Here is a 26,208-nt window from a genome sequence, read left to right on the forward strand (position 1 = left end):
CCGGCCCTCGAATCCTGGAACTGCGACCGAGAGGAAGTCCGATGACATCCACCCCGGACCGGTTGACCGCCCACGTCCACGACCTGCTGGCCCGGTACGGCGACCCGGACGCCAGCGTCGCCGCCCTGCTCTGCGACGACCACCCCGCCGACGCGGTCGCGTACACGGTCGTCGAGCCCGACCTGTCCCACACCGTGCTCACCTACGGCGAGCTGCGGGACCGGTCGCAGCGCTGCGCCGCCGCGCTGGCCGGGCTCGGCGTCGAACCCGGCGACCGGGTCGCCACCCTGCTCGGCAAGAGCGTCGAATACCTGGTGACGCTGCTCGGCATCTGGCGGCTCGGCGCGGTCCACGTGCCGCTGTTCACCGCCTTCGCCGCCCCGGCGATCCTCGACCGGCTCGCCGACAGCCGGGCGAGGGTGCTGGTCTGCGACGCCGACCAGCGGAGCAAGCTCGCCACCGGCGACGGCGCGCCGGCCGACCCGCCGTGGCGCACCGTCGTCGTCGGCGGGGCCGCCGCACCCGACCTCGACTTCGCCGACCTGCTCGCCGCCCAGCCCCCGGGTGGCCGGCCGCCGCGCTCGGTGGCGCCGCCCCGATCATCCACATCTACACCTCCGGCACCACCGGCCGGCCGAAGAGCGTGGTCGTGCCGACCGTGGCGCTGGCCGGCTTCCGGGCGTACGCGGAGTTCGGGCTCGACGTCCGCCCCGACGACGTCTACTGGTGCGCGGCCGACCCCGGGTGGGCGTACGGCCTGTACTTCGGCATCCTCGGCTCGTTCACCCTCGGTGTGCCCAGCGTGCTGCTGCGCGGCGGGTTCTCGCCGGCGTCGACCTGGCAGGTGCTGGACCGGTTCGGAGTCACGAACCTGACCGCCGCGCCGACGGTCTACCGGGCGCTGCGGGCGGCCGACCTGCCGGTCCCGGCCGGACTGCGGCTGCGCTGCGCGTCCAGCGCCGGCGAGCCGCTGACCCCGGACGTCAACGCCTGGGCGCGCGACGCCCTCGGGCTGCTCGTCTACGACCACTACGGCCAGACCGAGGCCGGGATGCTGATCAACAACCACCACCATCCGCTGCTGCGCCGGCCGCCCCGGCCCGGCTCGATGGGGCAGCCGATGCCGGGCTGGTCGGCGGCGGTGCTGTGGCCGGACCGCGACGACGTGGCCCCACCGGGCGTCCTCGGCCGGATCGCCATCGACCGGGCCGCGAGCCCGCTGGCCTGGTTCACCGGGTACGGCGTACCGGCCGACGGCGCCACCGGGGCGGCCGGGACCGACCCGCGGTTCGCCGCGGCGACGGGGGAGAAGTTCACCGCCGACGGCCGCTGGTATCTGACCGGCGACACCGGCACCGTCGACGACGACGGCTACTTCCACTTCTCGGCCCGCGACGACGACGTCATCATCATGGCCGGCTACCGGATCGGCCCGTTCGACGTCGAGTCGGTGCTGTGCACCCACCCGGCGGTGGTCGAGTGCGCCGTCGTCGCCGTACCCGACCAGGTCCGCGGCGAGGTGCTGGAGTCGTACGTCGTGCTGCGCGACCCGGCGCGGGCATCGGCCGACCTGGCCGGGGAACTCCAGCGGTGGGTCAAGACCCGGTTCGCCGCGCACGCCTATCCGCGCACCGTCCACTTCGTCGACGCGCTGCCGAAGACCCCGAGCGGCAAGATCCAGCGGTTCGTCCTGCGGGCCCGCCGCCGCGCCGAACTCGACGCCGCCGGTCCGGGGTCGGCCGGCGACGGTGTGGTGCCCCGGCCCGCCGCGCCCGCCGTGCCCACCCCCGCGCCGGCCGGTGGCGGCGCCTGATGGCCGCCGACCGGGCGCTCGCCGCCGCGGACCCGCCGGCCGGCGGCGCCACCGATCCGGGCGTGTGGGCGGGGGTGCCGCCGGCCCGGCCTCGCGGTCGGGGGGTGCCGGCCGGGCCTCGCGGGCGGGGGGTGGCGTCGGCCCGGCCTCGCGGGCGGGGGGTGCCGCCGGCCCGGTCCCGCCGGTGGGCGGCGCCGCCGTGCCGGTGCTCGTCGAGCAGCGGGGGCAGGTCCGTTGGCTGCGGCTCAACCGGCCGCAGCGGCGCAACGCCATCGACCCCGCCCTGCTGTCCGCGCTGGACTCGGCGGTCGCCGACGCGGCCGACAGCCCGGACACCGCCGTCGTCGTGCTGGCCGGAACCGGGCCGAGCTTCTGTGCCGGCGCCGACCTGCGCCACCTGCGGTCCGTCGCGGTCACCGGCGGCGACCCGCTCGACTTCCTCGGGCGGGTGTCCGCCTGCTTCGACCGGATCGAGCGGCTCGGCAAACCGGTCGTCGCCGCCGTACACGGGCACGTGGTCGCCGGCGGCCTGGAACTCGCCCTGGTCTGCGATGTCGTGGTCGCCCGCGCCGGCACGCTGATCGGCGACGGCCACGTCCGCAACGGGCTGCTGCCGGCCGCCGGATCGAGCGTCCGGCTGCCGCGCCGGGTCGGCGAACCCCTGGCCCGGTGGCTGGCGCTCACCGGCGAGCTGCTGCCGGCCGAGGCGTTCACCGCATCCGGGTTCGTCTCCGCGGTGGCGGCCGCCGACCGCTTCGACGACCTGGTCGCGGCCACCGTCGAACGGCTGCGGGCCGCCGCCGGCCCGGCCCAGACCAGGTTCAAGAACCTGCTGTACGACGTACGCGACCTGCCGGCCGGTCCGGCCCTGACCGCCGAACTGGCCGCGTTCGGTGCCCACTGGGCGGCCACCGACATGGGGGCCGCCCTGGACGGGTTCCTGGGAAAGTCATCGGGAGAGGGGCACGGATGAACCGCTACACCGGCCGGGTGGCCATGATCACCGGCGCGGGGCAGGGGCTGGGCCGGGCGATCGCCGAGCGGCTGGCCGCCGAGGGCGCGAGCCTCGCCCTGGGCGACCGCAACGCCGTCGCGGTCAAGGAGGTCGCCGCCGCCATCGCCGACAGCACCGGCGCCGCCGTCGTGCCGTCGACGGTCGACGTCGCCGACGCCGCCGCGGTGCGGACCTGGTTCGAGTCCACGCTGGACACCTTCGGGCAGGTGGACGTGCTGGTCAACAACGCCGGGGTGTTCCGCGACAGCCGGCTGGAGTTCATGACCGACGACGACTGGACGGCCGTCGTCGACGTCAACCTGCGCGGCGCCTTCCACTGCGGCCGCGCCGTCTTCGGCCACATGAAGCAGCGCGGGTACGGCCGCATCCTGTCCCTGTCCTCGATGTCCTGGCGGGGCAACTTCGGTCAGGTGAACTACGCCGCCGCGAAGGCCGGCGTCGTCGGCCTGGCCCGGACCATCGCGCTCGAGGGCGCCGGCCACGGCGTCACCTCCAACGTCATCGCCCCCGGACTGATCGACACCCCGATGCTCGCCTCGATGGACGCCCGCGCCCGCGACAAGCTCACCGGTCGGGTGCCGGCCCGGCGGATCGGCCGCCCGGCGGAGATCGCGGCGGCGGCCGCGTACCTGTGCGCGGAGGAGGCGGCCTTCGTCACCGGTGTGGTCCTCGACGTCGACGGCGGCATCGGTATCGGCTCCAGCCTGCGCTAGCGGCTGCCTCGGTCGGCGCCGGTGCCTGGTCGCCGCCGGTGGCCGGTGCTGGTGCGGTGCGGTGCGGTGCTGGTGCGGCGGGCGGTGTCGGTGTGGCGGGCGGTGCTGGTGTGGCGGGCGGTGTCGGTGCGGCCTCGATCGTCTGCGGTTCAGACACCCGACACGCCGGTGCGGGAGTGCCTGAACCGCAGACGATCATGACGGCGGGAACCCAGGGCGTGTAGCCGAGCCGGACGTTGAACCCCTGCCGGTCGTGCGCGCCGCCGGACGGCGGGAACCCATGGCGTGTAGCGGAGCCCGACGTTGAACTCCTGCCGGTGGTGCGCGCCGCCGGCCGGACAGCGCCCTGGGCGGCCGGGGCACCGGACCGGTTGCGGCCGGCGAAGGCGGGCGCGGGTCCTTTCCGGGCGGGATTGCTGTTTCGGTCCACAGCGAGTTCGCTGTGGATACGCCGAATTCGCTGTGGACCGGCACAGCGGTATCCGCCCCCGGCCGGTCGCCCGGGCCCGCCCCGGCAGCGCGGACGCCCTTGCCACCGCCGGCCACCGCCGCCCGCCGCCACCACCCCGGCCACCGCCACCGGCCACCGCCGGTCAAGCTCGGGGCCGCCGCGCCACGCCCACCCCCCGTCAGCCGAAGACCAGGCGTAGGGCGCCGAGTGTGACCAGGACGGCGAGCGTACGGCGTAGCAGCCGGTCCGGCAGGCGTCCGCCGTACCGGGCGGCGAACCAGCCACCGACCAGGCCGCCGGCGCCGAGCGCCAGGCCGAGCGGCCAGTGTGGAGTGTCGACGGTGGTCTGCCCGGCGACGTCGAGGGTGGCGTACGTGGCCAGGCCGGTCACCGACACGGTCAGGGTGGTGACCAGGGCGGCGCCGGCGACGCGGGCCACCGGCCAGCCGGTGAGCAGCAGCGCGGCGGGGGCGGCCAGCACCGCGCCGCCGAGCCCGTAGAAGCCGCCGAGCAGGCCGCTGGCGACGCCGGTCAGCAGCAGTGTCCGCCGGGTCGCCGGCGACAACCTGTCGTCGGTGCCGGGGGAGCGGCGGCGCGGCACCAGCAGGCTGGCGCCGACGGCGACCAGCAGCACGGCCACCAGCATCCGGAAGGCGGGGGAGTCGCCGAGCAGGAAGACGTTGACCAGTGCCCCGCCGACCGCAGCCGGCGTCGCCGCGCCGACGAGTAGCTTCGTCAGCGTACGGTCGATCCGTGGCTGGCGGAGGATGCCGACGGGGGTCGAGACGACGTTGAACAGCAGGTTGGTGGCGCTGGCGACGGTGCCGCCCAGCCCGAAGACGGTCAGCAGCACCGGCAGCAGGAGTAGTCCGCCGGACACCCCGGTCGGGGTGCCGACCGCGGCGGCGAGGGCCCCCAGCCCCACCGCCGCGGCCAGTTCGTACAGGCTCACGGCACCGGCTCGCTCAACTCTGGGTCAGGCCCCAGCGCTTGCGCAGCGCGTTGTCGAACGCGTTGAACAGGATGTCGACCAGGATGCCGATGACCAGTACGACGATGATCCAGGACAGCAGCCGGGGCGCGTTGTTGAACTCCCGGGCACCCTGCATGAGCACACCGATCGAGCCCTGCCCGGCGACGATGACGAGCAGTTCACCGGCCATCAGGCTGCGCCAGGCGAACGCCCAGCCCTGCTTGAGCCCGCTGACGAACGACGGCAGCGACGCCGGCAGGATCAGGAACCGGTAGAGGTTGAGCCCGCGCATGCCGAGCACCTTGCCGACCCGCAGCCAGGTCCGTGGCACGTAGTCGATGCCGCTGATCAGGCCGTTGGCGATCGACGGCGTGGCACCGATGATGACGACGAACATGATGGTCGTCTCGCTGATCTGGAAGAGCAGGATCGCGAACGGGAACCAGATGATCGACGGCATCGTCTGCAGCCCGGTGATCAGCGAGCCGATCGCCGCCCGCAGCGGCCGGAACCGGGCCACCGCCGCCCCGATCAGGGTGCCGATGACGACCGCGATCAGGAAGCCGATCACGGCCCGCTGCATGGTGATGCCGATCGCCCGGGCGAACTCGGCGGTCGGGATCAGTTCCCGCATGTCCTCGAAGACGGTCAGCGGGTCCGGCAGCGCGAACGGCGGCTTCCACTCGGTGAGGTAGACGATCTGCCAGCCGGCGACGACCAGCGCGATGGCCAGGAGCTTGGGCCACAGCGACTGCCACGCCTTCCGGCCGAGCCGGGCCGCCCGACCCTCCTTGCTGGCCGGCCCGAGTTCGAGGGCGTCGAGGCCGGCGACCTGGTCGGTGGTGGCGGTCCGGCCGGCGGCCGGCGCCTTCTCCAGTTCCGGGGATTCAGTGGGCATGGCGGGACACCTCCGTACGCAGCCGGTCGGTGATCGTCGCCGCGAGTTCGGCCACCTCGGGCGAGTCGATCCGGCGCGGTCGGGGCTGGTCGACCGGGAAGTCCTCGATGATCCGGCCGGGCCGGCTGCTGAGCAGGATGACCCGGTCGCCGAGCCGGACCGCCTCGCGGACGTTGTGGGTGACGAACAGGACGGTCAGCGACCGCTCCCGCCAGATCCGTTCCAGTTCGTCGTGCAGGATGTCGCGGGTCATCGCGTCCAGCGCGCCGAACGGCTCGTCCATCAGCAGGACGTCGGCGTCCTGCGCCAGGGCCCGGGCGAGCGCGACCCGCTGCCGCATGCCGCCGGAGAGTTCGTGCGGCCGCTTGCGGGCGAACCCGGTCAGCCGCACCGTCTCCAGCAGTTCCTCGGCCCGCCGGCGCCGCTCGTCGCGGCCGACGCCGCGTAGCCGCATGGCGATCTCGACGTTCTTCGCCACGGTCAGCCAGGGGAACAGGGCCGGTTCCTGGAACATCAGCGACACCCGGTGGCCGCCGGTGTCGATGGTGCCGCCGGAGGCCGCGTCGAGCCCGGCGACCAGCGACAGCAGGGTGCTCTTGCCGCAGCCGGAGGCGCCGAGCAGACAGACGAACTCGCCGCGCCGGGCGTCGAGGGAGACCTTGTCCAGCGCGAGCAGCGCGGACTTGCCCCGACCGTATGCTTTGGACACGCCGTCGAGACGGACGGCCACGTCGGTGCGGCCGGCCGTCCCCACGGCGGTCTGGTCGACCAGACTCACGAAGCTGTTCCCTCTCCGCTGACCTCGGGCTTGCCGGCGGCCTTCAGCAGTTCGTTGAGCGGGCCGAGGTGGTAGATGCCGTTCAGGTCCACCGGGTCGAGCAGGCCGACGTCCTCGGCGTGCCGGGCGCTGCCGTACAGCGAGGGGGCGATCGGGTCGACGGTGAACGTCAGGTTGGCGAACGACGCGGCGAGGATGTCGTCCTTGAGTGAGCTGCCGGACAGGGCCTGCAGGTGCGCGTTGGCGGCGGTCGCGGCGGCCTCGCGGTTGCCGTTGACGTAGTCGACCGCGGCGACGTGGCCCTCGAGGAACTTCTTGACCACGTCGGGGTTCTTCTCGAGGAACTCCTGGCGGACGATCAGGTGGGTGGTGACGAACTCGCCGCCCGGCCACTCCTCCTTCTCGTCCTTGAGGACCTTCGCCCCGTGTTCGAGGATCAGCCGGCTCAGGTGCGGCTCGGGCACCCAGGCGCCGTCGAGCGCGCCGCTGCCGTACCCGGTGATGATCTCCGAGTTGGGGGTGGGGGTGATCGACACGTCGCCACCGCCGGTGGTGTCCGTGCTCAACCCCTGCTGCTTGAGCCAGTAGCGCAGCGCGACGTCCTGGGTGTTGCCGAGCTGCGGCGTGGCGATCTTCTTGCCGCGCAGGTCCTGGACCGAGTTGATCTCGGGCTTGACGACCAGGGCCGCGCCGCCGGAGGTGGTGCCGGCGATGATGTGCAGCGCCGTGCCCTTGGACTCCGACCAGCCGTTGATCGCCGGGTTGGGGCCGATGTAGGTGATGTCGATGGCGTTGGAGAAGAGCGCCTCGATCGCCGACGGGCCGGCGTTGAAGGTGGTCGTCTCCAGCGAGATGTCGCCGAGCTTGTCCTTGAAGATGTTGTTCTGCACACCCACCAGCGCCGGCGCGTGCGTGATGTTGGGGAAGTAGCCCAGCCGCAGCTTGGTGGCGCCGCCGGACTCCGAATCGCCACCGCAGGCCGCGAGGACGGTCGTCGCCAGTAACGCGGCCGCGGTCGCGGCGAGCATGCGAATGCTGCGCGGAGTCATTCCATCTCCTGTTTCGTCATTGGTACGGGGGGTGTCGTGCCCGCCGGGGGAGCGGGTACGGAACGTCCGGTGAGCAGGTCGGCGAGGCTGGTGGTGTCGACGATGGCCTCGATGGCGCCGTTGACCGCCAGCCAGACACCACCGAGGCGGGCCGCGACCCCGTGGTAGGTGGCGCGTTCGGCGGGCAGGCCGCGCACGGTGGTCAGCGTGCCGCCGACGGCCCGGAGGACGTCGCCGACCGAGATCGCCGTGGCGGGCCGGGCCAGTGTGTAGCCGCCGTCGACCCCACGCTGGCTGTGCAGGAGCCCGGCCCGACGCAGGTCGAGCAGGATCCCTGGAGAAAGCTCAGCGGGATGGCCTGGTCGGCGGCGAGGTCCGCGGCCTTCGCCAGGTGTGCCGGGTCGGCGGCCACGGAGAGCATCGCCCGTACGGCGTAGTCGCTGCGGGCCGAGACATGCACGGCGCTGTGCTCCTTCTCGCGCGACGTCCGCACCGCCGTGGCTAGCGCTGACATCGCATCGCCGGTTCCAATCCCTGTTTTCCCTACTTGATTGATAGGAACAGTGGACTGAGTGGGCGAAGGGGTCAAGAAGGCGTTCAGATGTTGGGACGCGGGGCCGGCGAAAGGTGGCGGCTACCGCTCGTCGACGACCTCGTCGGGGCGGCGGCGCGGCGTCGGCCAGCCCGGCTGGCCGTACCCGACCCGCAGCACCATCTGCGGTACGCCGACCCGGCCGCCGAGCGCCAACCGCAGCTGCTCGCGGGCACCGGGCACCTCGATCGGCTGGGACAGCATCGACACGGCCAGCCCGGCGTCGGTGGCGGTCAACAGCACCCGCTGGAGCGCCTCACCGGCGGCGATCTGGTCGGCGGCGGTGTCCCGGGGCGAGCCGAGCACCGCGACCACCGGCTCGGGCTCGAAGTCCCGGCCCGGCGCGCGGGTCTTCACCCCGAACGGGCGGCCCGGCAGCAGATCCTGCGGCTCGGTGGCCGGCCCGCCCGAACCGACCGGCACCCCGTCGTCGGCGTCGGCGTGCCGGGTCCAGCTCAGTACCTCCGCCGCGTAGCCGGGCGCGGACGCCAGCACCCGGTTGGCGCTGTGCGCGATCTCGGCCAGTGCGCCGACCGGCGCGGCCCCGACGAGCAGTTCGAGTCTGGCGTCCTGCGCGCGGGCCGCCTCGACCAGCTTCCAGCGCTGCCGGGGCGAGACCGGCACCGGCCAGAACGGGGCCCGGTTGCTGTGCCGGCGGGGAACCGCCGCGAACAGCGCCTGCTCGGTCGCGGTCGCCGGGCGCGGCGGGCCGGGCACCACCCGGGCCACGACCAGCGGCTCCGCCGGGTACGGCCGCAGCCGCACCGTACCGGGCCGGCCCGCGACGGCCAGCGCGAGCCGCAGGTTGAACAGCGCCGCCCCGCACCCGATCCGCGCCGCCCAGCCGGTCGGGTCGCCGACCGGCAGCCGCCGGGCGGGGTCGACCAGCAGCTCGATCGCGCCGTCACGCAGCCGGAACCGCCACGGCTGGGTGTTGTGCATCGACGGCGCCCGGACCGCGGCGGCCACCGCCGTCCGCAGGTCGGCCGCGGTGTACGTGGTGGTCAGCATGGCCGCCTACCCGCTGATCTCGATGACGTCGGTGGGGTCGCGGCGCGGCGTGGCCGGCAGCGGTGCCGCCTCGACCGGCAGTCCGATCCGGACCGCCAGGTACGGCGTACCGACCGCGGCGAGCAGCTCGCCCACCAGGTGGCGGGGCCACTCCCGTTCGAACGGGTCGCTGATCACGGCCGCGGACAGTCCGGCGTCGGTGGCGCTCAGCAACAGCGCCGACAGCGCCTCACCGGCCCGCAGCCACGCCTCCGGCTCGTCGGTGCTGCCGAAGAGGATCCCGTACGACGCGCCCCGGTCGGTGCCGGCGCCGACCTCGAGCCCGGGGACGTGGCGGCCGATCGTGTGGTCGCGTACCGGGACCCGGCGTGGCGCCTGCCGCACCGCCGACGTCGCCGGCACGCCGTCGCCGCTGCCCGCCGGCCGGGTCGTCCACCACGCCAGTTCGGCGCGGTAGTCCGGGTCGGCCAGCTCGTCGGCGGCGGCACTGGCGGTGGCGACGGCCAGCATCGGCAGCTGGTCGGGGCGGACCAGGTGCAGGTACGTCCCGTGCAGTTCCACGGCCCGGCGCAGCCGGTCGAGCAGGACGGCCGGGACCGGGGTGTCGGCGAACGCCCGGCGGTCGGTGCGCCGGCGGCCGATCGCGTCCCGCAGCGCGGTCGCGGTCGCGCCCGGCATGCCCCGGCCGATCAGGGTGACCCGGGCCAGCAGCTTCGGGTCGTCGGCCGGGTCCGGCCGCAGCGCGATCCGCACCTGCCAGCCGTCGGCGAGCAGCGCGACGTACGCGTGGTGCAGCGCGGCGCCGCACGCCAGGTGCAGCAGCCGGCCCTCCCGGTCGGTCGTGGTGAGCTGCCGGTCGAGGTCGGCGCGCAGCTCCAGGGTGCGGGCCGCCGCCCGCCACCGCCAGGGCTGGGTGTTCAGCGCCGACGGGGCGTGCATGGCGTGCCACGCCGCGGTGGCGAGAACCTGTGCGGTGGCGCTGCCGGGAAGGTCGACAGGCTCGAACATCGGTGGCCTCCTGCGGGTGGACGTGCCTCCACCTTCGCGCCGGCGGCCGGTTCCCGGCAGGGCCGGAAGACCCCTTCTGCTCGTACCTCCCGGCCCCCGTTCAGTTACTCCCGGTGAGCGCGAGCCGGTCCGGGTCGTCGGCGCCGGCCGGGTGCGGGTGCACGGTCGCGGCCGTCAACCGCGGTACGGCGTGCGTCAGCGCGTGCTCGACGTCGTGCGCGATCCGGTGCGCCGCCGCGACCCGCAGGCCGCCGTCGACGGCGACCTCCACCTCGGCCCGCAGCGTGTGACCGACCCAGCGCAGCCGCAGCCCGTCGAGGCGTACCACCCCGGGGGTGGCGGTGACGGCCCGTTCCGCGGCCGCCGTCACCGCCGGGTCGACGCCGTCGAGCAGCCGGCCGGCGACCTCGCGTACCGCCGACCAGAGCACCGCCACGATCGCCGCGGTGATCCCCAGCCCGACGACCGGGTCCGCCCACCACCAGCCGACCGCGACCCCGCCGGCCCCGAGAAGCACGGCCAGCGAGGTGAACCCGTCGGTACGCGCGTGCAGCCCGTCGGCCACCAGCGCGGCCGAACCGATCTCCCGGCCGACCCGGATCCGCCACCGGGCCACCAGTTCGTTGCCGACGAAGCCGACGAGGCCGGCGAGCGCCACCCAGCCCGGATAGCGCACCGGCCGCGGGTCGAGCAGTCGGTCGAGCGCCTCCCAGCCGGCGTACACCGCCGAGCCGGCGATGACCAGCACCACGAACAGCCCGGCCAGGTCCTCGGCCCGGCCCAGCCCGTACGTGAACCGGCGGGTCGCCACGCGGCGGCCGAGCAGGAACGCGATCGCCAGCGGTACGGCGGTCAGCGCGTCGGCGAAGTTGTGCACGGTGTCGCCGAGCAGTGCCACCGAGGCGGTCGGGATCACCACGGCGACCTGGGCCAGCGCGGTCACCATCAGGGCCGCGAACGACCACCAGAGCACCCGCATCCCGCGCCGGCTGGCCTCGAGCGCCGGATCGACGACGTCACCCGAGTCGTGGGTGTGCGGGGTGACGGCGTGCCGGACCCGTGCCCACCACCCGCCGCCGTGGCCGGGGCCGTGGCCGCCGCCGTGCTGGTGGTCGTGGGGGTGCCCGTGGTCGGGGCCGGGGTGCCGGTCCGGTGGGTGGGTGTGGTCGTGGTGCATCGGGTGCCTCCCGGCGTCGTACCCGCGTGGCGACCGTGACACCATATGTGCTCATGTACGCACGCGACAACGCGGCAACTGCCAACGATGGGCATCAGGACCCGACCGAGGCCCAGTTCGAGGCGGCCGCCACCGCCTTCCGGATGCTCGCCGACCCGACCCGGCTGCGCCTGATGTGGCAGCTGCGCCAGGGCGAACACGACGTCGCGACGCTCACCGCGGCCCTCGGCGTCGCCCGGCCGGCGGTTTCGCAGCATCTGGCGAAACTGCGTCTGGCCGGCCTGGTGGCGTCCCGCCGCGACGGCCGCCGGGTGCTCTACCGGACCCGGGGCGGCCACGTCCGGGCGGTGATCGCCGAAGCCCTCTCCCAGGCCGACCACCAGCTGGCCAACCACCCCGACCACGACTGACCACCAAGATCCGCGTGATCAGGGACCTGCCCCGGTGTGTCGCCGGTGTGCCGGGGTACGCCGTCCCTGATCACGAGGATGTTGAAGCCCGACGTCACCGGTCGGCGGTGTGCCGGGACAGGACGAGGTGCATGGCGACGAAAAGGCCGCCGGCGACGAGGTGGAGCAGGATCAGCGGGCCGCCCCCGGCGCCCCTGCCGAAGGCGAACGACAGCGTCGCGGCCACGAACCCGGCCCACCAGGCCCAGACCAGCACCGCCGGCCGGCGGCTTCCCGACGCCCGTGCGGCGACCCGGGCCAGGGTCAACGGACCCGGCACCAGGTTCGCCACCGGGGCGAGCCGGCCGAGCGGCGTCGTCCATGCCGGTCGGCCGGGATCCGCGCCGCGCACCGCGTCGACGTACCGGTGCAGCCGGTACACCCAGGCCAGGTGCAGCACGACCGCAGCGGGCCCGCCGGACCCCACACCGACCGTCGCCACGGCCAGGAGCGCCATCGCGAGCCGTTGCGGGGGCGGGGCGTCGAGGAAGTCGGACACGAGATTTCCGTGCAGGTGCGGCTCGGGCAACAGCGTGAACACGGCTCCCGCGACCATCGACACCGTGAGCGCCACTCCGGACACCAGGGCGAACCGGCCGAGGATCCGCGGCGGCCGTGGCCGGGCGGGCGACGCGGCGGGTTCGGCGTAGGGAACGGTGACGGTCAACGGGCGCTCCACTTCGGACGGCGTGGTCGTGCGTCCCGCACGCTAGGCGCGCCCGCCCGCCGTCGCCCGGGTGGATCGGATACCGGACACCCACCCGACCCTCCCGCGATCTTGCACTTGTCGCCGGGCAAAACCGGCGAATGGAGGAGACAAGTGCAAGATCGCGGGGGAGGGTGGGCGGGCGTCAGTTGCGGACGCGGACGGCGTCGGCGATGACGTAGCCGGCCGCCGAGGTCCAGCGGCTGACCCCGACCACGTTGTAGTCGCCGGCGTTGAGGTGGAAGCTGCCCAGGTTGCGCCACTGGCCGCCGTTGATCTGCTGGTTCATCCGGATCGTCTGGTTGCCGCCACTGGTGGCCACGATGTACGGCGTGGAGCTGTTGTAGCCGGCGTTGGCCGCCCACCAGGCGTCGACCTGGTACGTCCCCGCACTGGGGATGTTCACCTTGAACCAGGCGGTGTCGCTGGCCAGCACCGGGTCGGCGAACCGGTAGTCGGTGCCGTGCCGCTGGGTGGAGAAGCTCGACGTGCCCCAGTTGCCGCTGGCGGTGAACCGGCCCGCGGTGGTGTTGTCGACGACCGCGGTGAACCCGCCGCCGCTGCCGGCCAGCCGGGCCGCCACGTCGGCGCGCAGTTGCGGCAGCCGGGCGTAGAGCACGTCGCCGGGGCAGGCGGTCGCCATGAAGTCACGGTGGCCGTAGATCTGGCTGGCCGGGATCGCGTACTGCTGGCAGGTGTAGGCGACCAGGTTCACCAGCGAGTTGTAGAGGGCGGTCGTCGGGCCGACCGTCATGTACGTGCCCTCGTTCTCGATGCCGATCGACTGGTTGTTCTGCGCCCCGGCGTGGGTGCCGAAGACGAAGCTGGTCCCGCCGTTCAGGGTCTCGATGCTGCGGTGCCGGCCCTCCATGATGTGCCCGCCCCGGCTGACGGTGAACTGCTGCCCGCTGTCGATCCAGCCGTTGCTGTCCATGTGGAAGTTCTGCACGGCGCGGGCCAGCGACTGGGCGCGGGCCAGCGAGTAGTCGGTCTGGTTGGCGGTCGCGGTGTGGTGGATGATCACCTTGTTCGGCCGGCCGCTGATCAGACTGACCGGCGTACGCGGTGCCCGGGCACCCCAGGAGGCGGTGCCGTGCATCGTCGGGCGGGCGACGGCGGCGTGGGCCGGGCTCGAGGTCAGGGTGTGCAGGCCGCCGGTGGCGGCGCCGACACCGACCAGCACCGCGCCGCGCATCATGGCACGCCGGGACAGCGGGGGAAGGGACATCGATTCTCCTTGCCGTGGGGGTGGGGGTCAGACTCTGGTGATGCGTACGGCGTCGGCGACGACGTAGCCGGTGCCGGTGGTCCAGCGGCTGACCCCGACGACGTTGCGGTCGCCGGCGGCGAGGCTGAACGTGCCGAGGCTGCGCCACTGGCCGCCGCCGGTGCGCTGGTCGACGGTCACCGTCTGGTTGCCGGTGGTGGTGGCGACCAGGTACGGGGTGGCGCTGTTGTAGCCGGGGTCGGCCGGATACCAGACCTCGACCCGGTAGCTGCCGGCGCTGGGCAGGTTGGCGGAGAACCAGGCCGGGTCGCTGGCCGCGACCGGGTTGGCGAACCGGTAGTTGGCGCCGTGCCGCTGGGCGGAGAAGCTCGACGTGCCCCAGTTGCCGCTGGCGGTGAACCGGCCGGTGGTGGCGTTGTCGACGGTGACGGTGAAGGTGCCGCCGCTGCCCGGGTTCACCACCCGGCCGGCGCTGGCCGCGCTCTCGTGGTGCCGCCGGTCGAGCGCGGTCACGACGTACGTGTACGTGCCGCCGGCCGCCGCGGTGGTGTCGGTGTACGTACCCGTGGTGCCGCCGGCGCGTACGGTGGCCAGCAGGTTGCCGCCGTCGGCCAGGTCGCACGGGTCGGTCGTGGTGCCGTCGACCCGGTAGACCGCGTACGCGGCCGGGGTGGTGGTGCCGCCGCGCTGGAAGGTCAGCGAGACGCCGTTGCTCACCCGGGTGGCGGCGGTGATGGTCGGCGCGGGCGGGGCGGCGCCACCACGGCCGGCGGCGATCGGCACCAGCGCGGGCCGCCGGTAGTGGTCGTTCGCGACCCGGTCCATGCCGCCGAGCCGGTTGGCGCGGACGTCCTTGGCGCTGAAGTGGATGTCGCCGACGACCTGCGGGTGGGCGCGGTTGAGGGTGAGGTGGTTGGTGAGTTCGGCGGCGTTCTGCCAGGCGGCGTCCTGTCCGGACGCGCCGACCCGGTAGGTGGCCTGCCCGATGACCAGTTGCACGTTGGTGCCGGCGACGACGTTCGACCACCAGGGCACGAGTCTGGCGTAGTCGGCGGTGGCGAACCCGATGTGCCAGTAGACCTGTGGTGCGACGTAGTCGATCCAGTTCTGCTGCACCCAGCGCCGGGTGTCGGCGTAGATGGCGTCGTACGACTGGAGCCCGGAGGTGGGGGAGCCGAGCGGGTCGGTCGAGGCGTTGCGCCAGATGCCGAACGGGCTGATGCCGAACTTGACCCACGGCTTGGCGGCCCGGATCTTCTGGCTCATCTCCTGCACGAGCTTGTCGACGTTGTCGCGACGCCAGTCGCCGATGTTGGCGAAGCCGGACCCGTACTGGGCGTACGTGGCCTGGTCGGGGATCTGGACGCTGCCCGACGGGTACGGGTAGAAGTAGTCGTCCCAGTGCACGGCGTCGATGTCGTACCGGTTGACGGCGTCCATCATGGCGTCCTGGACGAACGCGCGGACGGCCGGGATGCCGGGGTTGTAGTAGAGCTGGCCGTTGTAGGGGAAGACCCAGCCCGGGTTGCGGCGGGCCGGGTGGCTGGCGACCAGCCGGGCCGGGTCGGCGTGGGTGGCGACCCGGTACGGGTTGAACCAGGCGTGGAACTCGATGTTGCGGGCATGTGCCTCGGCGACCATGAAGGCGAGCGGGTCGTAGCCGGGGTTGCCGCCCTGCGTGCCGGTCAGGTACTGCGACCAGGGTTCGAGGGTCGACGGCCAGAAGGCGTCGGCGGTGGGCCGTACCTGCACGACGACGGCGTTCATCTTCCGCTGCTGGGCCAGGTCGAGCCAGGAGCGGAACTCGGCCTGCTGGGCGGCGACCGACAGCCCGGTGCGGCTGGGCCAGTCGATGTTGGCGACGCTGGAGATCCACATCGCGCGGAACTGCCGCTTGGGGGTGGCGGGGTCGGTGGTGCAGGCGGCCGTGACGACGGTTCCCGCGGGGGCGGCGCCCCGGCCCGCGCCGGCCGGTGCCGCCGGGCCGAGCACGGTCGGGAGCATGACGGCGGCCAGTACGGCGGCCGCGACTCGGAACGATGATTCTCGATTCGTCCGCATGGCAGGAAATTTTCATCATGAGCGCTGTCGATGGCAAGACTTTTCCCCGACAAAAGTTCGGGTGCCCGCCCGTCGCCGCGCCGCCGCCCCGCGATCTTGCAGTTATCTCCCCCCTTCGTCGGATTTGTCGGGCGACAAGTGCAAGATCGCGGGAGGCCGGTGCGACACACCGATGCGGCCGGACCTGCCGGCGCTTTCGCACACCTGTCGGGTAGCTTCGTCTCCGGTCTTGACCGCAGCGTTCGACAGGAGAAGTTCTTTCGCATGGGTAAGAAGACGGTTCATGTCTCCGACTTCAGTGGCGAGGTCATCCAGCCCGGCGACGGGGTGGTGTCACTCGTCGTCCTGGAGCATCCCGACCTGGTCGCCGGACCCGTGCGGTTGGACGCCCGACCGGTCGAGATCGAGAGCATCGACGACGCCGCCCTCGACGTCGCCGTCGTCGAGATCCACGACGGTCCGGAGGGCAGCGAGCCGCGCCGGGTCGTACTGACCGCGAGCGAGTTCGACGAGTTGGCGACCGACACGCCGATGGCGCAACTGCTGCGGACCGCCGAGCGGGTCCGGCCGGCCAAGACGACCCGCCGGACCGAGCGGATCGACTACGGCACCCTCGAACACGCCGGCAAGCCGCACCGCGGCAGGGTCACCGACGAGGAGGCCCGGCTGGTCCGCGAACACCTGGACGAGGTCAACAAGCGGCTCGCCGACGAGGGCGTACGGCAGATCGACCCGGACGACCCGGACCTCGCCGCCCGCTACGGCTTCCCGACCCCGCCACCGGCCGTCGTCGTGGCCTGACCCGCTCACGGCCGCCCGCGGGTGCCTCCCCGGCCGGGGAGGCACCCGCGGCCCGTCAGGCCAGGTACGTCAGCATCTGCTGGATCTGCGCCGTACGGGACTGGTCGACCCGCTCGGCCAACTGGCGGGCGTCCGGATTGATCCCGTACTTGGCCTGGTTGCGGGCCATCTCGACGGCGTTGTGCTGATGGCCGATCAGCAGGTTGAGGAACCGCTTCTCGAACTCGGCGCCGGACACGGTGTCCAGCGCCCCGATCAGGTCCTCGCCGGTCAGTGGCAGGCCGCCGTGGTCGGCGTGCAGATGCTCGGCCGGATCCGCCTCCGTCGCCTCGCCCCAGCCGCGCAGCCACGACCGCATGGTCTCCACCTCGGCGGCCTGGGTCACCTCGATCGCCGCGGCGAGGGTGCGTACCTCGTCCCGGGTCGCCCGGTCGGCGGCGAGCCGTACCATCGTCAGGCCCTGCTCGTGGTGGGTGACCAGCATCTGCAGGAACATGACGTCGGCGGCGTTGTGCGGCCCGGTGTTCGGCGCGTGTGTCGTCATGGTCGACGCCTGCGCCGCCGGGACCGGCGCGTCCGGCGGTCGGGCGGTACCGGCCGGGGTGCCGGCGCAGCCGGCGAGCAGCAGCAGCGCCGCGACGGCGGCGGTACCTCGCGCGAACGCGTACATCGGTGTCTCCTTCCCGGTCGGCGAACCGGGCGGGTCCGGTGGGGACCCGCCCGGCACCGGTGTCAGACCTGCTGCCAGAGGGCGGCCACGTACGGCGGCTCCCAGCCGGCGATGGCGGTGTGCGCCTGCCGGCAGCGGTAGGTGACGCCGTTGTAGGTCACCTGGTCGCCGACCTGGTAGGCGGTGCCGGCCCGCCAGGTGCCGCCGGTCTGCGGCGGGTTGGTCGGGGTGGGGCCCGTCGTGGGCGGCGGGTTGGTCGGCGGCGGAGTGGTGGGCGGCGGGTTGCCGCCGCCGCCGATCTGGAGGTCGACGCAGACGTAGAACGCCATCGGGGTGTCGGCGACGTTCCAGACGGCGAGCAGCTTCTGCCGGCCGGAGAAGCCGCTCAGGTTGACCTGGTGGGTCACGGTCGGGCCGGGCTGCCGTCCGCCGTCGTTGAACTGCGCCACCCGGGTGTTGCCGATGTAGTACTCCCAGGTGCTGGTGGCGTGCCGGGCGGTGATGACCCAGTTGAAGGTCGTGGTGCCGCTGACGTTGGTCACCCGCCAGCCCTTGTTGTCGTTGTCGAGGACGGAGAACCGGGCGTTGCCGCCGCTGCAGCTGCGCAGGCCCTTCGGGCCCTCGACGCTCTGCGGCTCCCACTGGATGTCACCGCAGTTGGTGACGATGCCCTGCGCGCACTGGGCCTGACGGCTCGGTGGCGAGGAGATGTAGCCGTGCGCCTGGGCCGGCGCGGCGATCGCCAGTGAGGTGAGCACGGTGCCCACCACCAGGATCGGTAGGGCGATGAGTCTTCGCATGGACGAACTCCTTCTCCCGCGGGGGTAGGGACCCTCCGCGGCGCGTGGTGCCCATCGCGCCGCGGAGGGCTGCCAAGGTGTGTCGAGAGCCGTTCGGGTGGAATGCGCCCTCCTATCGGCCATCGATCGCCATGCGTACCAACATAAAGTAAACAATCTTAACAGTAAAGACCCATTCCTATTCGAGTTCCCGCTCCGCTCCGGGGGTCCTCGTTGATCAAGGAATTGTTGTGCGGCAAAGCGGGCCAATGCGGGCACGGTTTCCCCTCGATCCACGACCGGGCGGCCCCGGGTGGGGCCGCGGAGAGCGGGTCGGCGCGAGTGGGTGTCGCGCGGCTAGGCTGCGGACCGGAAGGCGGAGGGCGGGATGAGCACCGGAACTGTGATCGACCTCGGAACGCGTGACCACGAGCCCTCGGGTGAGCCCGGGCCGCCCCGTCGGTTGAGGTTCAGGCGGCTGCGGCCAGCCGTCGCGGCACTCGCCGCCGTACTCGTGCTCGCCACCGCGGGCTCGAACCCGCTGCCGGAGCCGGCCCTCGTCGAGGTCGCGGTCCTGGCGGCCGCCGGCACGCACCAGCAGTTCCTGGTCGGCGACCGGCTCTACGTCCTCGCCCCCGAGGCCGGCGGGGCGCGGCTGGCCCTGACCGCACACGACCTCGACCGGAACACAACACTGTGGACGGTTCCGGTCGGACCGGAGGTCCGGGTCACCGACTATCCGCGACCGGCGGCGCAACTGCGGCCGGTCGACGACCAACTGCTGGTCCACATCCAGGGCGGTACGTCCGCGGTCGACGCCGCCACCGGCCGCACCCGCTGGTCGGTGCCGCACCAGATCACCGACGTCCACCCCGGCGGCGTGGGGCTGAGCAGCCAACCGGTCTGGTCGTCCACCGTGCCGCCGCCCGACCGGCCACCGGCCGTCGTCGGGGTGTTCGACCCGACGACCGCCCTGACCGAGTCGGCGCCGCCGCCCGACGAACCCCGACGCTTCCATCTCGACCCGGCCACCGGCACGGTGATCGCCGTACCACCGGCCGGCATGTCCGTCCGCGCCTTCGACCTCGCCGACGGCACCGAACTGTGGACCGCCGACCTCGTCCGGTCCGGGGTGCTCCTGACCGGGGCGGCCACGCCGACCGTCGCCGTGGTGACCACGGACGGCGGGATCGAGTTGCGCGACGCGCGCACCGGGGCGACGCGGCACCGGCGACCCGCCGAGCCCGACCGGCCGGCGACCGGTGCCGTCGGCGCCGGCGGCCTGGTCCTGGTCCGCGACACCTCGCCGGCCGTCAACGCGTACGCCGCCGACACCCTCGAACCCGCCTGGCGTACGGCGATCCGGCCCGACGAGGAGTGGACCCTGGTCTGCGGCACCCGGATCTGCGTCCGCAGCGAGGTCCAGACGTCGTTGCTCGACCCGATGACCGGGGTGCTGCTCGGCCGGGTGGCGCTCGACGGACACCTGACCAGCCGCGGCGGGCACCTGATCGCGCTCGCCTCGCTCGGCGAGGGCTTCGTCGACCACACCGTCGACCCGGCCAGCGGGCAGCGGCTGGTCAGCCTGTCGGCCTGGCCCAAGATGGCCGACGCCCTCGACGACTCCCCGGCCGTGCTGTCCAGGTTCGCCGGCGGACCACGGCGGCTGTGGCTCGCCGTGCTCGACCCCGGCGCGACCGCCGTACGCCCGCTCGGCGTGGTGCCGCACCGCTCGTACGGCTGCCAGTCGTCGGACAGCCACATCGTCTGCCGGACCCGTACCGACGAACTGCGCGCCTGGCGCTACCACTGACCCGCCGGGGCGCCGTGGACGCGGTCCGCGTTCTAGGCTGCCCACGTCGTCGGCGGAGGGGGAGCGGATGAGTGCCGGACCGGTCGTGATCGACCTCGGGGTGCGGACCCACGAACCGCCGGCCGAGCCCGCACCGTCCCGCCCGGCGCTGGCCAGACACCTGCGTACGGCGGTCACCGCGCTCGTGGTCCTGCTGGTGCTCGCCATCGGTGGGTCGGCACCGCCGCCCGGGCCGGCCCTGGTCGAGGTCGCGGCACCACCGACGGTCGTGATGCAGCACGAACTGCTCGTCGGTGACCGGCTCTACGTCGTCCAACCGCCGACGGACCGGTCGTTCCGGCGCACCGTCACCGCGTACGACCTGGCTCGTGGCGCCGCGCTCTGGACCACCCCGATCGGCGTCGAGACGCGCGTCCTCGGCCCCGAGAGCGAGGCATCGCTGTCGATCGCCGGAGACCGGGTGCTGGTCCACACCGAGGACCGGACGTTCGTCCTCGACTCCGCCAGCGGTCGGCTCCGGGCGTCGGTGCCGCACCACGTCACCGGTGGCGGCGCGGGGAACGTCGGCCTGGTCCGCGAGACCGCCTGGAGTTTCGCTCCCGGTGCCTCGGGGTCGGACGCCACCGTCCGGGTCGTCAGCGGCGCCACCGGAGAGATCCTGCACGTGACCGCCGCCCGGCCGGGCGAAGCCCCGCGGTTCAGCGTGCAGGTCGACGGGGTGTCGGTGCGGGCGTTCGATCTGGACACCGGCACCGAGCTGTGGGCCACCGGACCGGTCACCGCCGGGGAGCTGCTGCCGGGGGAGCCGCCGTCGGTGGCGGTGCTGACCCGCGACGGCGTCCTCGAGGTACGCGACGCGCGGACCGGCGCGGTACGGCACTCCCGCGCCGGCGCCGTGGACGGGTCGACGGGCTGGCTGCGGGTCGCCGGCGACCTGGTCCTGGCACAGACCGGGTCGTCGGAGGTGACCGCGTACGCCGCCGGCACGCTGGAAACGGTCTGGCGCGCAACGCTGCCCGGGCGCGGAGCGGCGTACGGCTGCGGTGCCGTGGTCTGTGTCGCGATGGCGGGCCGGAGCCTGCTGATCGACGCCGGCAGCGGCCGCCCGCTCGGCGAGGTCGTCGCCAACGGCCATCTCGACAGCCGGGGCGGGCACCTGCTCCGGCTCGGACCACGCGAGGGAGAACTCGACCACACGGTGGATCCGTACTCCGGCCGGCCACTGGTCGACCTGTCGGACTGGCCGGAGCCGGTCATCCCCGGCGACGGGTCACCGCTCGTCCTGACCCGGCCCGACCGGCTGCCGGACCGGGCCTGGTTCGCCGTTGTCGAAGCGGGAGCGACGCGGATCCAGGTGCTCGGGCCGGTGCCGCAACGGGTCTCCCAGTGCCAGTCGTCGGGCATTCACATCGCCTGCCGGACCGGGAACGGTCTCCGCGTCTGGACCTACCGCTGACCGGCGTCGTTCCTTGATCGACGGGCGGCTCGGCCACGCCAAGATCCGCGTGATCAGGGGGTTTCGCGGGCGACTCGCCGACGACACGCCCGACGTACTCCCTGATCACGCGGATCTTGGGGCGGTTCACGCGGATCTTGGGGGTCAGTGGGTGGGGATGTGGGTGGTGTCCAGGCGCCTGCGGAAGATCCAGTAGGTCCAGGCCTGGTAGAGGAGCACGATCGGGGTGAAGATGGCCGCCACCCAGGTCATGATGGTCAGGGTGTACGGGGTCGACGACGCGTTCGCCGTGGTCAGCGTCCCGGCCGGGTCCAGTGTGGACGGCATCACCTCCGGGAACAGGGCGGTGAACAGGGTCGCCACGGTCAGCGCGATCGCGGTCGCCGTGCCGGCGAAGGCCCAGCCCTCCCGGCGTACCCGGTTGGCGGCCAGGCCGGCGACCAGGGCGACGGCGGCGAGCACCGCGAGTACGACGGCGGCCGGGTTGGCCCGCAGCACCAGCGACCAGACCAGGAACGTGCCGGCGAGCAGCACCGCCACCAGGCCGGCCCGCCCGGCGAGCCGGTTGGCGTGTTCGCGGATGTCGCCGGCGGTCTTCAGCGCCAGGAACAGTGCGCCGTGCGTGACGAACACCGCCAGGAACGTCGCCCCGCCGAGCAGCCCGTACGGGTTGAGCAGGGTGAGCAGGCCGCCGGCGTACTCGTGGTCGGCGGTCAGTGGCACGCCCCGGAAGATGTTCGCGAAGGCGACGCCCCACAGCACCGCCGGCACCACCGAGCCGATCGTGATGGCCCAGTCCCAGCGGTCCTTCCAGCCGGCGTGGTCGCGGCCGTGCCGGTATTCGAACGCGACGCCACGGACGATCAGCGCGAGCAGGATCAGCAGCAGCGGCAGGTAGAAGCCGGAGAAGAGGGTCGCGTACCACTCCGGGAACGCGGCGAACATGGCGCCGCCGGCGGTGATCAGCCAGACCTCGTTGCCGTCCCAGACCGGGCCGATGGTGTTGATCAGGACGCGGCGTTCCCGGTCGTCGCGGCCGAGCACGCGCAGCAGCACGCCGACGCCGAAGTCGAAGCCCTCCAGGACGAAGTAGCCGGTGAACAGCACGGCGATGAGCAGGAACCAGAAGGTGGACAGTTCCACGGGATGCTCCGGGTCAGTAGGCGAAGGCGAGCGGGCGGTCCTCGTCGGCGTCACGGTCGCCGGGGTCGTCGTCGGGCGGCGGCGCGACCGGGGGCAGTCCGCGCTTGGCGTACGTCAGCAGCAGCCGGACCTCGACGACGGCGAGGATCGCGTAGATCAGGGTGAACGCGGTGAACGAGGTCAGCACCTCGGTCAGCGAGACGCTGCGGGAGACGCCGTCCCGGGTGAGCATCTCGCCGAACACGATCCACGGCTGGCGGCCCATCTCGGTGAAGATCCAGCCGAAGGCGTTGGCGGCCAGCGGCAGCAGCGGCAGGACCAGGCCGGCCCGCAGCAGCCACTTCGACGACGGGGTACGGCCGCGCCGCTGCGCCCAGAGCACCAGGAGCGCGACCAGTGCCGCCGCCAGCCCGAAGCCGATCATGAGTCGGAAGCTCCAGTACGCGACCGGGATCATCGGCGCGTAGTCGCCGGGGCCGTACTGTGCGGCGTACTGCGCCTGGAGGTCGTTGATGCCGTGCACCTCGCCGTTGACGTCGCCGGTCGACAGCCAGGAGAGCAGGTACGGGATCTTCAGCGCGAACACCTCGCGCCCGCCGTCGAGGCTGCCGACGGTCAGTACGGAGAACGCGGCCGGCGACTCGGTGTCGTACAGCCCCTCGGCGGCGGCCATCTTCATCGGCTGCACCTGCGTCATGATCTTGCTCTGGATGTCGCCGGTGACCAGTACGGCCGCGGTGGCCACCAGCGTGACGACCGCGCCGAACCTCGTCGCGAACCGGTGCGCCGGCGTCTCGTCGGTCACGCCCCGGCGCATCACGTGCCACAGCGACACGCTCACGATCAGCGACCCGGCGACCAGGAACGCCCCGGCGATCGTGTGCGGGAAGGTGATCAGCGCGACCTTGTTGGTCAGCACCGCCACGAAGTCGGTGAGTTCGGCCCGGCCGCTCTCCGGATCGATGCGGTAGCCGACCGGGTTCTGCATGAACGAGTTCGCGGCCAGGATGAAGTACGCGCTCAGCACGCTCCCGATCGCCGCCGCCCAGATCGTGGCCAGGTGTACGCGTTTCGGCAACCGGTCCCAGCCGAAGATCCACAGGCCGAGGAACGTGGATTCGAGGAAGAACGCGAGCAGCGCCTCGATGGCGAGGGGGGCGCCGAAGATGTCGCCGACGAAGCGGGAGTAGTCGCTCCAGTTCATCCCGAACTGGAACTCCTGCACGATGCCGGTGACGATCCCCATCGCGAAGTTGATCAGGAACAGCTTGCCGTAGAACTTCGTCAGCCGCAGGTACTTCTCGTCGCCGGTGCGCAGCCACATCGTCTGCAGCACCGCGACCAGCGGACCGAGTCCGATGGTCAACGGCACGAACAGGAAGTGGTAGACCGTGGTGACCCCGAACTGCCAGCGGGCCACGTCCAACGCGTCCATGCCTTCGAAACCCCTCGTCGCGCGACCGGCCACCTGCCGGCGATCCCCAGCGATCCTCCGCGCGGCGGGCGGTCACCCGGCAGGGCCGAAGGTCACTCCCCGAGGGGACCTTCCGCGCCGGGGTTCAGGCCCCCGGTGTGCGGCCGTCCCGGTCGCGGGCCTTGAGCCGGGTGGTCGGCATCTCCGGGGCGGGCAGCGGGTCGCCGGCGTACCCGTGGACGGTGCCGAACCGGCGTCCCGTGGCCCAGTCGTCCCGGGCCGCCACGATCTCCTCGTGCGACCGCCCGACGAAGTTCCACCACATGACCAGCGGCTCGTCGAACGGCTCGCCGCCGAGCAGGAACAGCCGCGTCGGGCCGTCGGCGTCCGGCGTGTCGGTGGTCACGGTCAGTTCGCGGCGACCCCGGCCCAGGTGCAGCAGGTCACCGGGCGTCAACCCGGCGCCGGCGACGCGCGCGGTGCCGGACATCACCACGGCCGCGTACTCGAAATCCGGCTCCAACGGCAGCCCGACCCGGCCACCGGACCCGGCGTCGACGGTGATCTGCGCACCGACCAGCGGCGTGTACGTCACCGCCGGCGACGTCACCCCGGCCAGCGTCCCCACCACCACCGACACCTCCGCGCCGTCCTCGCGCCACCCCGGCACCGACGGGTGGTGGGCGAAGTCGGCCGCGCCGTGCCGGGCGCTGTCCGGCAGCGCGACCCACAGTTGCAGGCCGTGCATCGACGGCGGATGGGCGGCCGGCGACTCCTCGGAGTGCGCGATGCCGTGACCGGCCGTCATCAGGTTCAGTTGCCCCGGCAGGATCGTCTGCAGGCTGCCGAGGCTGTCCCGGTGCAGGATCTCGCCCTCGATCAGCCAGCTCACCGTCTGTAGGCCGGTGTGCGGATGCGGCGGCACCTGCATCCCCGGCCGGCCGGCGACGTCGTCCGGCCCGAAGTGGTCGACGAAGCACCAGGCGCCGATCATCCGGCGCTGCCGCTGCGGGAGCAGGCGGCGCACCGTCGTGTAGCGGCCCAGCGGCACGTCGTGCCCGGGCAGCAGCACGCTGGTCGGTTCGGCGGTGTCCGCCGGGCCGGTGGGTTGTGGGGCCACCGTCGTGGCCCCGGTGAGGATGGTCCGTTCCGGCTCGCGTGGTTCGATCACGACCCCGACTGTACGACCGATTCCGCCGACCGGGAGTCGCCCATGCCCGGTCGGAGTCGCTGTGGTCCTAGACCGTCACCCGGTAGTTGAGCTCCACCGCCGCGACCGAGGAGATCGGGACCTGTAGGGAAATTTGCAGCCACCGATGCTCGCCGCCGCGCGGGTCCGGTGCGATGTACGCCCGTTCCTCGTACGGGCCGAAGGTCACGAGGTTGGGATTGCCCGTGGTTCGGATCCGTCGGAGGCTCATCTCGAGTTCGATGCTCTCCGGATCGGTCGGGAACGTGGCGCTGTCCGGTACGAAGAACGTTATCGGCTGACGGTCGTCCGGTCGGACGGCGCCCCGGAAGGAAGGGTTCGCGACGAGACTCAATACTCCGCTGTAGAACGTGTAGGAGCCGGCGCCGTCGGCGCGGGCAACCTGCAGGTGCCGCCTCGCGGTCACCCCGGCAATCTCCAGATAGAGCATGGCGGGAGTGTAGGTAGCCGGACTGCCGGTGCCGTGCCTTGTGTCGGGTTGGCTACCGGGCGCTGGTGACCATGGTGATTCGACAGTTCAATTTACGGGCATGGGTCTGCTTGGTCGTGCCGCCGGATACTTCTGGTGCGTCGTGTCGATGGCCATCGGCGGCCTCGCGTTCCTCTTCTACGACCGCGGGGACGAGGAGTGGGTGATCGCCCCCATCGCGGTCGGCGTCGGCCTGCTGGGCATCGTGCTCATCTCGGTCGCCGGCCGGTTCGAGCGCGCCAGGACCTTCATCCTGCGGCACGGAGTCGCCGGCGTGGGCACGGTCACCGCGGTTTCGAAGACCATGCGTGGTGAGACCGAAGCCCGGTATCTGAAGCTCACCCTGACGGTGGTGGTGCCCGGGCGCAGCCCGTATCAGGCCACCACCCGGAAGGCGTACGGCCTGTCCGTCGTCGACCGCGTTCAGCCCGGCCTGGTGCTGCCGGTCCGGGTCCACCCGACCCGGCCGGAGAAGGTCCTCATCGCAGGCGACCAGTACCAGCGGCCACTGGTCTAGCCCTGGCGGAAGCG

The 26,208-nt window shown here is 72.9% G+C and carries 26 protein-coding genes and 1 pseudogene; 9 read left to right on the plus strand and 18 right to left on the minus strand.

Going from position 1 to position 26,208, the window contains the following annotated elements:
• Nucleotides 1-41 precede the first annotated feature (41 nt).
• The 4 genes and pseudogenes from Prubr_RS37780 to Prubr_RS28785 form a co-directional block, all read left to right on the plus strand.
• Nucleotides 42-509, plus strand: a pseudogene (locus Prubr_RS37780) (AMP-binding protein); the annotation flags it as partial.
• Between the two features lie 134 nt (nucleotides 510-643).
• Nucleotides 644-1,813 carry an AMP-binding protein gene (locus Prubr_RS37785; protein ID WP_343221515.1) on the plus strand — a complete coding sequence of 390 codons (1,170 nt, stop codon included), beginning with the start codon at nucleotides 644-646 and terminating at the stop codon, nucleotides 1,811-1,813.
• A 184-nt stretch (nucleotides 1,814-1,997) separates the two neighbouring features.
• Nucleotides 1,998-2,786, plus strand: a complete 789-nt coding sequence (locus Prubr_RS28780) for an enoyl-CoA hydratase/isomerase family protein (RefSeq protein WP_212818022.1) — start codon at nucleotides 1,998-2,000, stop codon at nucleotides 2,784-2,786.
• A complete protein-coding gene (locus Prubr_RS28785) occupies nucleotides 2,783-3,541 on the plus strand; it encodes an SDR family oxidoreductase (protein ID WP_212818023.1) in 759 nt (252 codons plus the stop codon). The genes Prubr_RS28780 and Prubr_RS28785 overlap by 4 nt, the downstream gene beginning before the upstream one ends.
• A gap of 629 nt (nucleotides 3,542-4,170) precedes the next feature.
• On the opposite strand, the gene Prubr_RS28790 is transcribed toward Prubr_RS28785, so the two are convergent.
• The 9 genes from Prubr_RS28790 to Prubr_RS28825 form a co-directional block, all read right to left on the minus strand.
• Entirely contained in the window at nucleotides 4,171-4,944 is a 774-nt protein-coding gene (locus tag Prubr_RS28790) for a sulfite exporter TauE/SafE family protein (protein ID WP_212818024.1), read from the minus strand.
• Nucleotides 4,945-4,957: 13 nt separating this feature from the next.
• Complete coding sequence (locus Prubr_RS28795; RefSeq protein ID WP_212818025.1) at nucleotides 4,958-5,863, minus strand: ABC transporter permease; 906 nt, start codon at nucleotides 5,861-5,863, stop codon at nucleotides 4,958-4,960.
• The gene (locus Prubr_RS28800; RefSeq protein WP_212818026.1) at nucleotides 5,853-6,641 is read right to left on the minus strand and encodes an ABC transporter ATP-binding protein; all 789 of its coding nucleotides are present in this window, start codon (nucleotides 6,639-6,641) and stop codon (nucleotides 5,853-5,855) included. Before Prubr_RS28800 ends, Prubr_RS28795 begins: the two co-directional genes overlap by 11 nt.
• A complete protein-coding gene (locus Prubr_RS28805) occupies nucleotides 6,638-7,690 on the minus strand; it encodes an ABC transporter substrate-binding protein (protein WP_212818027.1) in 1,053 nt (350 codons plus the stop codon). Before Prubr_RS28805 ends, Prubr_RS28800 begins: the two co-directional genes overlap by 4 nt.
• Nucleotides 7,687-8,010: an RrF2 family transcriptional regulator gene (locus Prubr_RS28810; protein ID WP_425518069.1), complete on the minus strand. Its 324-nt coding sequence runs from the start codon at nucleotides 8,008-8,010 to the stop codon at nucleotides 7,687-7,689. The genes Prubr_RS28805 and Prubr_RS28810 overlap by 4 nt, the downstream gene beginning before the upstream one ends.
• Nucleotides 7,893-8,150 carry a hypothetical protein gene (locus Prubr_RS38340; protein WP_425517949.1) on the minus strand — a complete coding sequence of 86 codons (258 nt, stop codon included), beginning with the start codon at nucleotides 8,148-8,150 and terminating at the stop codon, nucleotides 7,893-7,895. Before Prubr_RS38340 ends, Prubr_RS28810 begins: the two co-directional genes overlap by 118 nt.
• A gap of 174 nt (nucleotides 8,151-8,324) precedes the next feature.
• Nucleotides 8,325-9,290: an Acg family FMN-binding oxidoreductase gene (locus Prubr_RS28815; RefSeq protein WP_212828661.1), complete on the minus strand. Its 966-nt coding sequence runs from the start codon at nucleotides 9,288-9,290 to the stop codon at nucleotides 8,325-8,327.
• A 9-nt stretch (nucleotides 9,291-9,299) separates the two neighbouring features.
• Nucleotides 9,300-10,301 carry an Acg family FMN-binding oxidoreductase gene (locus tag Prubr_RS28820; protein ID WP_212818028.1) on the minus strand — a complete coding sequence of 334 codons (1,002 nt, stop codon included), beginning with the start codon at nucleotides 10,299-10,301 and terminating at the stop codon, nucleotides 9,300-9,302.
• Nucleotides 10,302-10,401: 100 nt separating this feature from the next.
• A complete protein-coding gene (locus Prubr_RS28825) occupies nucleotides 10,402-11,478 on the minus strand; it encodes a cation diffusion facilitator family transporter (RefSeq protein ID WP_212818029.1) in 1,077 nt (358 codons plus the stop codon).
• A 53-nt stretch (nucleotides 11,479-11,531) separates the two neighbouring features.
• Between Prubr_RS28825 and Prubr_RS28830 the strand changes: the two genes are divergently transcribed.
• Nucleotides 11,532-11,888 (plus strand): ArsR/SmtB family transcription factor, encoded by a 357-nt coding sequence (locus Prubr_RS28830; protein WP_212818030.1) that lies wholly within the window; start codon nucleotides 11,532-11,534, stop codon nucleotides 11,886-11,888.
• A gap of 94 nt (nucleotides 11,889-11,982) precedes the next feature.
• Here Prubr_RS28830 and Prubr_RS28835 read toward each other — a convergent pair whose 3' ends face one another.
• From Prubr_RS28835 to Prubr_RS28845, 3 genes are all read right to left on the minus strand, one after another.
• Nucleotides 11,983-12,594 carry a DUF4328 domain-containing protein gene (locus Prubr_RS28835; RefSeq protein WP_212818031.1) on the minus strand — a complete coding sequence of 204 codons (612 nt, stop codon included), beginning with the start codon at nucleotides 12,592-12,594 and terminating at the stop codon, nucleotides 11,983-11,985.
• Between the two features lie 184 nt (nucleotides 12,595-12,778).
• Entirely contained in the window at nucleotides 12,779-13,861 is a 1,083-nt protein-coding gene (locus Prubr_RS28840) for a golvesin C-terminal-like domain-containing protein (RefSeq protein WP_246567780.1), read from the minus strand.
• 27 nt (nucleotides 13,862-13,888) lie between these two features.
• Nucleotides 13,889-15,922, minus strand: a complete 2,034-nt coding sequence (locus Prubr_RS28845) for a family 10 glycosylhydrolase (RefSeq protein WP_246567782.1) — start codon at nucleotides 15,920-15,922, stop codon at nucleotides 13,889-13,891.
• A 264-nt stretch (nucleotides 15,923-16,186) separates the two neighbouring features.
• Here Prubr_RS28845 and Prubr_RS28850 point away from each other — a divergent pair, with 264 nt between their 5' ends.
• Nucleotides 16,187-16,723, plus strand: a complete 537-nt coding sequence (locus tag Prubr_RS28850) for a hypothetical protein (protein WP_212818032.1) — start codon at nucleotides 16,187-16,189, stop codon at nucleotides 16,721-16,723.
• A 55-nt stretch (nucleotides 16,724-16,778) separates the two neighbouring features.
• Here Prubr_RS28850 and Prubr_RS28855 read toward each other — a convergent pair whose 3' ends face one another.
• Both Prubr_RS28855 and Prubr_RS28860 read right to left on the minus strand, forming a co-directional pair.
• Nucleotides 16,779-17,393 carry a DUF305 domain-containing protein gene (locus Prubr_RS28855; protein WP_212818033.1) on the minus strand — a complete coding sequence of 205 codons (615 nt, stop codon included), beginning with the start codon at nucleotides 17,391-17,393 and terminating at the stop codon, nucleotides 16,779-16,781.
• Nucleotides 17,394-17,455: 62 nt separating this feature from the next.
• A complete protein-coding gene (locus Prubr_RS28860) occupies nucleotides 17,456-18,193 on the minus strand; it encodes a lytic polysaccharide monooxygenase (RefSeq protein ID WP_212818034.1) in 738 nt (245 codons plus the stop codon).
• A gap of 367 nt (nucleotides 18,194-18,560) precedes the next feature.
• Here Prubr_RS28860 and Prubr_RS28865 point away from each other — a divergent pair, with 367 nt between their 5' ends.
• Both Prubr_RS28865 and Prubr_RS28870 read left to right on the plus strand, forming a co-directional pair.
• Nucleotides 18,561-19,985 carry an outer membrane protein assembly factor BamB family protein gene (locus Prubr_RS28865; protein WP_212818035.1) on the plus strand — a complete coding sequence of 475 codons (1,425 nt, stop codon included), beginning with the start codon at nucleotides 18,561-18,563 and terminating at the stop codon, nucleotides 19,983-19,985.
• A 67-nt stretch (nucleotides 19,986-20,052) separates the two neighbouring features.
• Complete coding sequence (locus tag Prubr_RS28870) at nucleotides 20,053-21,441, plus strand: outer membrane protein assembly factor BamB family protein (protein WP_212818036.1); 1,389 nt, start codon at nucleotides 20,053-20,055, stop codon at nucleotides 21,439-21,441.
• A 144-nt stretch (nucleotides 21,442-21,585) separates the two neighbouring features.
• On the opposite strand, the gene cydB is transcribed toward Prubr_RS28870, so the two are convergent.
• The 4 genes from cydB to Prubr_RS28890 all read right to left on the minus strand — a co-directional run bounded on the left by cydB (nucleotide 21,586) and on the right by Prubr_RS28890 (nucleotide 25,638).
• Nucleotides 21,586-22,584, minus strand: a complete 999-nt coding sequence (cydB, locus tag Prubr_RS28875) for a cytochrome d ubiquinol oxidase subunit II (protein WP_212818037.1) — start codon at nucleotides 22,582-22,584, stop codon at nucleotides 21,586-21,588.
• 13 nt (nucleotides 22,585-22,597) lie between these two features.
• Entirely contained in the window at nucleotides 22,598-24,019 is a 1,422-nt protein-coding gene (locus tag Prubr_RS28880; protein ID WP_212818038.1) for a cytochrome ubiquinol oxidase subunit I, read from the minus strand.
• A 124-nt stretch (nucleotides 24,020-24,143) separates the two neighbouring features.
• A complete protein-coding gene (locus Prubr_RS28885) occupies nucleotides 24,144-25,169 on the minus strand; it encodes a pirin family protein (RefSeq protein ID WP_246567784.1) in 1,026 nt (341 codons plus the stop codon).
• Between the two features lie 67 nt (nucleotides 25,170-25,236).
• Nucleotides 25,237-25,638, minus strand: coding sequence for a hypothetical protein (locus Prubr_RS28890; RefSeq protein WP_212818039.1), 402 nt, complete (start codon nucleotides 25,636-25,638; stop codon nucleotides 25,237-25,239).
• A gap of 100 nt (nucleotides 25,639-25,738) precedes the next feature.
• Here Prubr_RS28890 and Prubr_RS28895 point away from each other — a divergent pair, with 100 nt between their 5' ends.
• A complete protein-coding gene (locus tag Prubr_RS28895; protein ID WP_212818040.1) occupies nucleotides 25,739-26,194 on the plus strand; it encodes a hypothetical protein in 456 nt (151 codons plus the stop codon).
• Nucleotides 26,195-26,208: the final 14 nt, after the last annotated feature.

It is taken from the genome of Polymorphospora rubra, assembly GCF_018324255.1.
Classification (GTDB): domain Bacteria; phylum Actinomycetota; class Actinomycetes; order Mycobacteriales; family Micromonosporaceae; genus Polymorphospora; species Polymorphospora rubra.

What these genes read in the sequence shown, in the direction of transcription:
- Prubr_RS28860 (WP_212818034.1), bottom strand. Translation starts at nt 18,193, where the DNA reads ATGCGAAGACTCATCGCCCTACCGATCCTGGTGGTGGGCACCGTGCTC.
- Prubr_RS28840 (WP_246567780.1), bottom strand. Translation starts at nt 13,861, where the DNA reads ATGTCCCTTCCCCCGCTGTCCCGGCGTGCCATGATGCGCGGCGCGGTG.
- Prubr_RS28820 (WP_212818028.1), bottom strand. Translation starts at nt 10,301, where the DNA reads ATGTTCGAGCCTGTCGACCTTCCCGGCAGCGCCACCGCACAGGTTCTC.
- Prubr_RS28895 (WP_212818040.1), top strand. Translation starts at nt 25,739, where the DNA reads ATGGGTCTGCTTGGTCGTGCCGCCGGATACTTCTGGTGCGTCGTGTCG.
- Prubr_RS28865 (WP_212818035.1), top strand. Translation starts at nt 18,561, where the DNA reads ATGAGCACCGGAACTGTGATCGACCTCGGAACGCGTGACCACGAGCCC.
- Prubr_RS28880 (WP_212818038.1), bottom strand. Translation starts at nt 24,019, where the DNA reads ATGGACGCGTTGGACGTGGCCCGCTGGCAGTTCGGGGTCACCACGGTC.
- Prubr_RS28785 (WP_212818023.1), top strand. Translation starts at nt 2,783, where the DNA reads ATGAACCGCTACACCGGCCGGGTGGCCATGATCACCGGCGCGGGGCAG.
- Prubr_RS28795 (WP_212818025.1), bottom strand. Translation starts at nt 5,863, where the DNA reads ATGCCCACTGAATCCCCGGAACTGGAGAAGGCGCCGGCCGCCGGCCGG.
- Prubr_RS28850 (WP_212818032.1), top strand. Translation starts at nt 16,187, where the DNA reads ATGGGTAAGAAGACGGTTCATGTCTCCGACTTCAGTGGCGAGGTCATC.
- Prubr_RS28805 (WP_212818027.1), bottom strand. Translation starts at nt 7,690, where the DNA reads ATGACTCCGCGCAGCATTCGCATGCTCGCCGCGACCGCGGCCGCGTTA.
- Prubr_RS28825 (WP_212818029.1), bottom strand. Translation starts at nt 11,478, where the DNA reads ATGCACCACGACCACACCCACCCACCGGACCGGCACCCCGGCCCCGAC.
- Prubr_RS28830 (WP_212818030.1), top strand. Translation starts at nt 11,532, where the DNA reads ATGTACGCACGCGACAACGCGGCAACTGCCAACGATGGGCATCAGGAC.
- Prubr_RS28870 (WP_212818036.1), top strand. Translation starts at nt 20,053, where the DNA reads ATGAGTGCCGGACCGGTCGTGATCGACCTCGGGGTGCGGACCCACGAA.
- Prubr_RS28845 (WP_246567782.1), bottom strand. Translation starts at nt 15,922, where the DNA reads ATGCGGACGAATCGAGAATCATCGTTCCGAGTCGCGGCCGCCGTACTG.
- Prubr_RS28890 (WP_212818039.1), bottom strand. Translation starts at nt 25,638, where the DNA reads ATGCTCTATCTGGAGATTGCCGGGGTGACCGCGAGGCGGCACCTGCAG.
- Prubr_RS28855 (WP_212818033.1), bottom strand. Translation starts at nt 17,393, where the DNA reads ATGTACGCGTTCGCGCGAGGTACCGCCGCCGTCGCGGCGCTGCTGCTG.